The sequence below is a fragment of the Actinophytocola sp. genome, from assembly GCF_035942955.1.
Classification (GTDB): domain Bacteria; phylum Actinomycetota; class Actinomycetes; order Mycobacteriales; family Pseudonocardiaceae; genus DASYTH01.
Genome location: NZ_DASZCQ010000339.1, coordinates 45,295 through 52,794 on the forward strand (window position 1 = coordinate 45,295; position 7,500 = coordinate 52,794).

11 protein-coding genes are annotated in these 7,500 nt (G+C 72.2%); 5 read left to right on the forward strand and 6 right to left on the reverse strand.

What is annotated here, in order from left to right:
* Genes VGX25_RS34035 through VGX25_RS34050 form a run of 4 tightly spaced genes read left to right on the forward strand, consistent with a single transcriptional unit; the run spans position 1 to position 3,327 of the window.
* Positions 1–765, forward strand: a complete 765-nt coding sequence (locus tag VGX25_RS34035; RefSeq protein WP_326922093.1) for an enoyl-CoA hydratase family protein — start codon at positions 1–3, stop codon at positions 763–765.
* The gene (locus VGX25_RS34040; protein ID WP_326922094.1) at positions 765–1,556 is read left to right on the forward strand and encodes a CoA transferase subunit A; all 792 of its coding nucleotides are present in this window, start codon (positions 765–767) and stop codon (positions 1,554–1,556) included. The genes VGX25_RS34035 and VGX25_RS34040 overlap by 1 nt, the downstream gene beginning before the upstream one ends.
* Positions 1,553–2,266 (forward strand): CoA-transferase, encoded by a 714-nt coding sequence (locus VGX25_RS34045; protein ID WP_326922095.1) that lies wholly within the window; start codon positions 1,553–1,555, stop codon positions 2,264–2,266. Before VGX25_RS34040 ends, VGX25_RS34045 begins: the two co-directional genes overlap by 4 nt.
* Complete coding sequence (locus VGX25_RS34050) at positions 2,263–3,327, forward strand: NAD(P)H-dependent flavin oxidoreductase (protein WP_326922096.1); 1,065 nt, start codon at positions 2,263–2,265, stop codon at positions 3,325–3,327. Before VGX25_RS34045 ends, VGX25_RS34050 begins: the two co-directional genes overlap by 4 nt.
* Positions 3,328–3,340: 13 nt before the next feature.
* On the opposite strand, the gene VGX25_RS34055 is transcribed toward VGX25_RS34050, so the two are convergent.
* The 3 genes from VGX25_RS34055 to VGX25_RS35875 form a co-directional block, all read right to left on the reverse strand.
* Positions 3,341–3,676 (reverse strand): hypothetical protein, encoded by a 336-nt coding sequence (locus tag VGX25_RS34055; protein WP_326922097.1) that lies wholly within the window; start codon positions 3,674–3,676, stop codon positions 3,341–3,343.
* A 107-nt stretch (positions 3,677–3,783) separates the two neighbouring features.
* The gene (locus tag VGX25_RS35870) at positions 3,784–3,957 is read right to left on the reverse strand and encodes a LuxR C-terminal-related transcriptional regulator (protein ID WP_414636072.1); all 174 of its coding nucleotides are present in this window, start codon (positions 3,955–3,957) and stop codon (positions 3,784–3,786) included.
* A 7-nt stretch (positions 3,958–3,964) separates the two neighbouring features.
* Positions 3,965–4,390 carry a response regulator gene (locus VGX25_RS35875; protein ID WP_414636074.1) on the reverse strand — a complete coding sequence of 142 codons (426 nt, stop codon included), beginning with the start codon at positions 4,388–4,390 and terminating at the stop codon, positions 3,965–3,967.
* Between the two features lie 169 nt (positions 4,391–4,559).
* Here VGX25_RS35875 and VGX25_RS34065 point away from each other — a divergent pair, with 169 nt between their 5' ends.
* On the forward strand, positions 4,560–5,387 hold the full coding sequence (locus tag VGX25_RS34065; RefSeq protein ID WP_326922098.1) for a PhzF family phenazine biosynthesis protein: 828 nt from the start codon (positions 4,560–4,562) through the stop codon (positions 5,385–5,387).
* Positions 5,388–5,454: 67 nt separating this feature from the next.
* On the opposite strand, the gene VGX25_RS34070 is transcribed toward VGX25_RS34065, so the two are convergent.
* The 3 genes from VGX25_RS34070 to VGX25_RS34080 form a co-directional block, all read right to left on the reverse strand.
* Positions 5,455–5,772, reverse strand: a complete 318-nt coding sequence (locus tag VGX25_RS34070) for a methyltransferase domain-containing protein (RefSeq protein WP_326922099.1) — start codon at positions 5,770–5,772, stop codon at positions 5,455–5,457.
* 2 nt (positions 5,773–5,774) lie between these two features.
* On the reverse strand, positions 5,775–6,062 hold the full coding sequence (locus VGX25_RS34075; protein WP_326922100.1) for a hypothetical protein: 288 nt from the start codon (positions 6,060–6,062) through the stop codon (positions 5,775–5,777).
* Between the two features lie 243 nt (positions 6,063–6,305).
* Complete coding sequence (locus tag VGX25_RS34080) at positions 6,306–7,076, reverse strand: hypothetical protein (RefSeq protein ID WP_326922101.1); 771 nt, start codon at positions 7,074–7,076, stop codon at positions 6,306–6,308.
* Between the last annotated feature and the right edge of the window lie 424 nt (positions 7,077–7,500).

Consider the following 7,500-nt stretch of genomic DNA (forward strand, 5'->3'; position numbering starts at 1 on the left):
ATGGGCATCAGCAGCACCGGCGAGGCCGGCATCACCGTGGTGACCATCGACTTCCCGCCGGTGAACGGAATCCCGGTCCAGGGCTGGTCCGACCTGGCGGACGCGGTGCGCACGGCGGGCCGGGACCCGTCGACCCACGTCGTGGTGCTGCGCGCCGCAGGCGACCGCGGATTCTGCGCGGGAGTGGACATCAAGGAGCTCGATCGCGATCCCGGCGCGATGGTCGCGGTGAACCGGGGCTGCCACGCGGCGTTCGGCGCGATCTACGACTGCTCGGTGCCGGTGATCGCCGCGGTGCACGGGTTCTGCCTCGGCGGCGGCGTGGGCATCACCGGCAACGCGGACGTGGTGATCGCCGCCGAGGACGCCACGTTCGGACTGCCCGAAGTGGACAGAGGAGTGCTCGGTGCGGCCACCCACCTGGCCCGGCTGGTGCCGCAGCACCTGCTCCGCGCGATGTACTACACCACGGAAACGATTGGCGCGCACCAGCTTCAGCGGTATGGCTCGGTCTACCGGGTGGTGCCAAGGGCCGAGTTGGACGCCGCGGCGCTCGAGCTGGCCGGCCGGATCGCGGCCAAGGACACCAGGGTGATCCGCCGGGCCAAGGAGGCGATCAACGGTATCGACCCGGTGGACGTCCACCGCAGCTACCGGTTCGAGCAGGGCTTCACCTTCGAGCTCGCGCTGTGTCAGCTGGACGCTCCCGCGAGGCCATCCCACCCGCCCACCCGGGCCTCGCGTCCGCTCGCCAAGGAGAGCTGATGCGCGACAAGCGAATGACCGCGGCCGCGGTGGTCGCCGAGCTCGCCGACGGGATGACGATCGGGATAGGCGGTTGGGGATCGCGGCGCAAGCCCATGGGCCTGGTGCGGGCGATCCTGCGCTCGCCGCTGCGCGACCTGACCGTGGTGTCCTACGGCGGCCCGGACGTCGGGTTGCTGTGCGCGGCGGGCAAGGTGCGCAGGGTGGTCTACGGGTTCGTCTCGCTGGACTCCATCCCGTACGACCCGTGGTTCCGGCGGGCACGCGAGGCCGGCCGGGTGGAGGTGCTCGAGCTGGACGAGGGGATGTTCCACTGTGGACTCCGAGCCGCCGGGCACCGGCTGCCGTTCATGCCCATCCGGGCCGGGCTCGGCTCGGACGTCATGACGGTCAACCCGCAGCTGCGCACGGTCCGCTCGCCCTACGACGACGAGGAGCTGGTGGCCATGCCGGCGCTGCACCTTGACGCGGCGCTGGTGCACCTGAACCGGGCCGACCCGCACGGCAATGCCCAGTACCTCGGGCCCGATCCGTACTTCGACGACCTGTTCTGCCTGGCGGCCAAGCGGCGTTTCGTCTCCTGCGAGCGGGTCGTGGACACCGCGGAGCTGACCAAGGCCGCGCCCGTACAGTCGTTGCTGCTCAACCGGATGATGGTGGACGGCGTGATCGAGCTGCCCGGCGGCGCGCGGTTCACCAGCTGCGTGCCGGACTACGGCCGCGACGAGGCGCTGCAGCGGCGCTACGTGGAGGCCGAGAGCTGGTCCGACTTCCTGGACGAGTGGGCATGAAGGCGAGCCGGGCCGATGTCTGCGTGGTGGCGTGCGCCGAGCTGTTCCGCGGCGACGGCGAGATCCTGGCGAGTCCCATGGGGTCGATCCCGGCCCTCGGCGCCCGGCTGGCCCGGCTCACCTTCGAGCCGGATCTGCTGATCTCCGACGGTGAGGCGCTGCTGCTCGCCGATGATTTGTCCACTGTGGAGGGATGGCTGCCGTACCGGAAGGTGTTCGACGTGGTCGCGCACGGCAGCCGGCACGTGGTGATGGGCGTGAACCAGCTCGATCGGCACGGCAACCAGAACATCTCGTGCATCGGCCAGCACGCCCGGCCGACCCGGCAGCTGCTCGGGTTCCGCGGCGCGCCGGGCAACACGGTCAACCACCGCACCAGCTACTGGGTTCCCCGGCACAGCAGGCGGGTCTTCGTGGACGCGGTCGACGTGGTGTCCGGCGTCGGGTACCACCGGCTCGACGGACCGGCCGGCCGCTTCCACGACGTGTACCGGGTGGTCACGAACCTGGCCGTGCTCGGCTTCGTCGACGGCACGATGCGGTTGGTGTCCACGCATCCCGGTGTGACGCCGGAGGAGGTGGCCGAGCAGACCGGTTTTCCGTTGGACACCACCGATGTGGGGACCACCCGGACGCCGACCGATGAGGAGCTGCGGCTGCTCGACGAGCTCGACCCCGATGGCCGGCGCCACCGCGAGGTGATGGAGTGACGACCTTCGAGACCGCGCTCACCCGGCTGGTCGGCGTCCGGCATCCGGTGGTGCAGACCGGAATGGGCTGGGTCGCCGGGCCGCGCCTGGTCGCCGCCACGGCCGAGGCGGGCGGGTTGGGCGTCCTCGCCTCGGCGACGATGACCTACCGGGAGCTGGCGGCCGCGATCCGGGAAACCCGTTGCCGCACGAGCGAACCGTTCGGCGTCAACCTGCGCGCCGACGCGGTGGACGCGGCGGACCGGATCGAGCTGCTGATCAGGGAGGGGGTGCGGGTCGCCTCGTTCGCCCTTGCGCCCAAAGCCGGCATGATCGCCCGGCTCAAGGAGGCCGGTGTCGTGGTGATCCCGTCGGTCGGCGCGGTCCGGCACGCCGAGAAGGTCGCCGCCTGGGGCGCGGACGCGGTGATCGTGCAGGGTGGCGAGGGCGGCGGGCACACCGGCAGCATTGCCACCACCCTGCTCGTTCCGTCCGTTGTGGACGCCGTGGACATTCCCGTGGTCGCCGCAGGCGGGTTCTTCGACGGCCGCGGTCTGGCCGCCGCGCTGGCCTACGGCGCGGCCGGCGTCGCCATGGGCACCCGGTTCCTGCTCACCAGGGAAAGCACCGTGCCCGACGCGGTCAAGCGCGCCTACCTCGAGCGCGGGCTCGCCGACACGGTCGTCACCACCCGGGTGGACGGCCGGCCGCACCGCGTGCTGCGCACCGAGCTGGTGGAGCGGCTGGAGCGGTCGGGCGCGGCGCGCGGGCTGCTGCACGCGGTGCGCAACGCCGCCCGGTTCCGCCGGCTCACCGGACTGAGCTGGACCTCGATGGCGCGCGAGGGATTGGCCATGCGGCGCGGTCATGAGCTGACCTGGGCACAGGTGATCATGGCCGCCAACACGCCCATGCTGCTGCGCTCCGGGCTCGTCGACGGCCGCACGGACGCCGGCGTGCTCGCCTCCGGCCAGGTCGTCGGCGTCCTGCACGACCTGCCAAGCTGCCAGGAATTGATCACCGGCATGGTCGACCAGGCCCGTGCGGCGATCGACAAGCTGGGCGCCGCCGTGCGCGCCTGATCCGACTTCCCCGCTACTCCCCGGCCTTGTCACCGACCGCGGACGTCGGGGTTTCCTCAAAGGCCTCGCGTGCCGCCCGCGCGGCCGGGCTGCCGCTGTCGGACAGGGCCGCCACCCGGACAAGGGCGGCCATGGCCTGATCCTTGCCCTCCTCGGCCTTCGCGCGGCCGGCCGCTCCGGTCTGCACGCCGAAGAACGCCCCGATCACCGTTCCGATCACCGCGCCCGCGGCCGTGATGACATCGGTGGCGTCCGCCGTGCTCGGGTAGCGGAAGATCGCGACCAGAGTGATCAGGGCGAGGACGCCGAGCCCTCCGACCGCAGTCCAGAATCCGAACGGCTTGTCCATGACCGCTTCCTTCCGGTGCATCTCGGCACGAACGTGCGCAGGGGGCGACATGTCGCCGACATGCTAGGGCACGCGGAACGCGATGAGTGGCCGTTCGTACACATTGGTCAGGCGAGGCGGCCGAGACCTGCCTCACGGGCGCGGACGATCGCGGCGGCGCGGTCGGGAGTGCCGAGCTTGGCGAAGATCGTCGAGATGTGGTTGCTGACCGTCTTCGGGGCGAGGTGGAGCCGCCCGGCGATCGTCGCGTTGGGCAGCCCGCCGGCGATCAGGTCGAGCACCTCGCGCTCACGCGCGGTCAGGTCGGGAAACGGGTGGCGATCCGGCCCCTTGCCGCCGAACAGGTCGGCCAGCCGGCCGGCGATGGTCGGGCCGAAGATCGCCGCGCCGGCGGCGACGCTCCGGATCGCGCGCAGGATGTCGTCCGCCTCGTCCGCCTTGTGCAGGAACCCCCGCGCGCCCGCCCGCAGCGCGGCGCGCAGCGACGCGGGGTCCTCGCACCGCGTGAAACACCAGCACCGCGGTGGCCGGGGTGGGCCTGCGCACCTCCTCGATCGCCGCGATCCCGTCGGGCTCCCCCGGTTCCAGGTCGGTCAGCAGCACGTCGGGGCGGTGCCGCTGCACCTGCCGCACCGCCGCCCGCCCCGTTCGCGCCTCCCCGACGACCCGCACCCCGTCGGCCTCGACCAGCGCACGCAACCCGCCGCGCACCACCGGGTGGCTCGTCGGCCAGCACCACGGTCAGCGACGCCTCCGCCGGCCGCAACGCCACGACGTTCGCGCGCAACCGGTCGTCATGGCGACCATGCTGGCCGGACGCGGCCCCGCGAACCATCCGGGCCAGCACGTCATTTTCGCTCGACCGGCCACGTACCGTGGATCCATGCGGATCCGCATCATCGACGCCTTCAGCGACCGGCCGTTCGCGGGCAACCCGGCCGGGGTGTGCCTGCTGGACGGCGACTCCTGGCCCGACGAGACGTGGATGCGGCGGGTGGCCGCCGAGCTGAACCTGGCCGAGACGGCGTTCGCCCACCCGCTGGCCGGCCAGGCGGAGGCGGACTGGGCGTTGCGCTGGTTCACGCCGCTGGTGGAGGTCGACCTGTGCGGGCACGCCACGCTGGCCACCGCGCACGCCATGCACGCGGACCGGGGAACGCCGGGCACGGTCCGGTTCACCAGCCGCAGCGGCGTGCTGGTCACGCACACGCGTGCGGACGGCGCGATCACGCTGGACTTCCCGGCCGCGCAGCTCACCGAGATCGACGCGCCGGCCGGGCTCGCCGAGGCGCTCGGCGCCAAGCCGGACGCGATCTTCGACACCGGCTCGCTCGGCGATCTGCTGGCGATCCTGCCGGACGAGGCCGCGGTCCGCGCGCTCGAGCCCGATCTCGCGGCGCTCGGCCGCCGCGAGGGCATCCGCGGTGTCATCGTCACCGCGGATGCCGGCGATCCCGCGCGGGGCTACGACTTCGTCTCGCGCTTCTTCGGCCCCGCGGTGGGAATCCCGGAGGATCCGGTCACCGGCAGCGCGCACACCGCGCTCGGGCCGTACTGGGCGCGCCGGCTCGGCCGGGACGGGCTGGTCGGGCTGCAGGCCTCCGCCCGCACCGGGCTGATCCGCACCAGCGTGCACGGCGACCGGGTGCACCTGACCGGTCACGCGGTCACGGTCCTGGACGGCGAGATCCTGGGTCCCGGCGACCGGTGATCAGCAGGGTGGCCGGGTCGGACGGCAGCTCCGCGGTGGACACCTGGGCCAGCCCGGCGTCCCGCATTTAGTCCACATAGGACTCCGGCGGATGCGTCCGGTCGCCGGAGGTGCGCAGGTACAGCGCGAGCTCGTGCACCGCGACGTCCCGGCCACCGGGCACCGGCTCGATCACGGCAAGCGTGCCACCGGTGGCCAGCGCGGGCACCAGCCGCCGGATCAGCGTGGCCGGCTCCTCGAGCAGGTGGCAGACGTGCGGCAGCAGGACCAGGTCGTGGGCGGCCGGCGCCAATGGCACCGAGAACACGGCTCCCACGAGGTGGTCGAACCGGTCCGCGAGACCCGACATACGCACCGCGCGCCGGGTCTCCGGTAGCTCGGACACGCTCACCCGGCTACCCGGATTCCGTGCGGCGTAAGCGATGCCTCACGGCGCCGCACCGGCCGCCAGGACCCGGACCGCCGCGGGCAGCAGGGCCGCCGCCGCCTCGGCGGGCCGCCGGCCGGCAGCGCCATCGACGGCGGGTAGCCTCCTGGGACGGGAACGCCGGTGCGCACCGCGTCCGCCAGGCGGTTCCACAGTGGAATCACCGGGTGCAGGTTGGCCAGACCGGTGAGCGCGGGCCGGAACCGCCCATCGGGCAACCGTTCGACGAATCCGCCGGCCTCGAGCACGTTCAGCAGCAGCCGAACCCCGCGCTCGTCCGCCCCGCAGGTGCGGGCCAGCTCCTCCGGCCGGGCCGGGCTCCCGGTCGATCCGGTCGAGCAGTCCCAATTGGACCGCCGCGGAGAAGCGGCACCGTGGCGACCGCGTTGGTCAGCGCGAGCGCCGGACGGCTCATGGCCGGGACACCGGTCGGATCACCCGGTCATGATCGGTCGGGCCCGGCGGATCCCGCCATCCGTGCCGGCACGTAGTCAGCCGGCGCGGCTGGCCTCGAACCGGTCGATGGCGGCGGTGAACGCGTCCGGCTCGACCCGCGCTCCCCCGCTGAACGGGTTCTGCAGCTGGTAGATCGCGAACATCAGCAACGCGATCGCCGCGGCCAGCGACGCCATGAGAATCACGTGGGTGGCCAGTTTCGGCCCCCTGAATAGGTACGGGACGCCGATGGACAATGCGCTGCCGACGATGAGGGCGAGCCAGACCACCGTGCTGACTCCGGCATTACCGGCGGCGGTCAACCGGGCATCGCGGGCCTGGTACACGTTCCACAATTGACTGGCCGCCTCGGTCTTGCGTTCCTGCTGCCAGTCGGTATCGGCGGCGGCGCCGTCAATGGTGGACCGCATTCGCTCGAGCAGCGCAAAGCCCTGCGGGCCGACCGGCGCGCCCTCGCGCATGCTCGGCCACTCCTGATCGGTCACTGTTCTGGCGTATGACCTGGCCAGCTCCTGAATCTGCCCCCTGGCCGGCTCGGCCAGCGCGTCGCTGGCCCAGTACACCGCGACCAGGCTGTTCGCCTCGGTGTGGGAACCCTCGTTGACGGTGGTCACCGTGTCGAACAGGGAGATCAGGACGAACGCCATCAGCACCGCGTGCAGGCCGCCGATCACGCCGAACACCGTGGCGATCGCGTCGTTGCCGTCGCCGTCGGCCGAGCGGTAACGATGCACCAGAATGGTGACCCCCGCGGCCAGCGCGGCGATGCCGAGCACCCAGACGGCACCGGCCACATAGATGTTCATCCGCATTCCTTTCTGGTACTCCATTAGATCACCGGCTACCGTTGCGTGTGAATACGTCGACTCGAGATCGGGCACGGATGCGAAATTCATCAACATCATTTATGGATCGCGGAGCGTCATTTTCCGCGGCCGTGCTCGCGTCGATTGCGGTGATTGTGCTGGTAGCGGTCGCGCCGGCAGCGGCGGCGCCTACTGCGGAATGTGATTCCGCCGGTTGCCGGTCCCAGCTCCTGCCGCCGATTCCGATCCTGTGCCACATACTCACGTTGCCGCCGCTGCTGGCGCCCTGCCCCGATCCGCACCCGCCGTCCCCCGAGCCGCCGACGCCACCGCCACCCCCGCCGCCGACCACGCCCCCGCCCGTGCCGCCCCCACCACCCGCGCCATCGCCACCGGCACCACCGCCACCGGCGCCACCGCCCGT

Bases quoted from the DNA above. Each gene is read 5' to 3' on its own strand.
- VGX25_RS34035 (WP_326922093.1), top strand. From the start codon at position 1: ATGGGCATCAGCAGCACCGGCGAGGCCGGCATCACCGTGGTGACCATC.
- VGX25_RS34040 (WP_326922094.1), top strand. From the start codon at position 765: ATGCGCGACAAGCGAATGACCGCGGCCGCGGTGGTCGCCGAGCTCGCC.
- VGX25_RS34045 (WP_326922095.1), top strand. From the start codon at position 1,553: ATGAAGGCGAGCCGGGCCGATGTCTGCGTGGTGGCGTGCGCCGAGCTG.
- VGX25_RS34055 (WP_326922097.1), bottom strand. From the start codon at position 3,676: ATGGACAAGCCGTTCGGATTCTGGACTGCGGTCGGAGGGCTCGGCGTC.
- VGX25_RS34065 (WP_326922098.1), top strand. From the start codon at position 4,560: ATGCGGATCCGCATCATCGACGCCTTCAGCGACCGGCCGTTCGCGGGC.
- VGX25_RS34080 (WP_326922101.1), bottom strand. From the start codon at position 7,076: ATGAACATCTATGTGGCCGGTGCCGTCTGGGTGCTCGGCATCGCCGCG.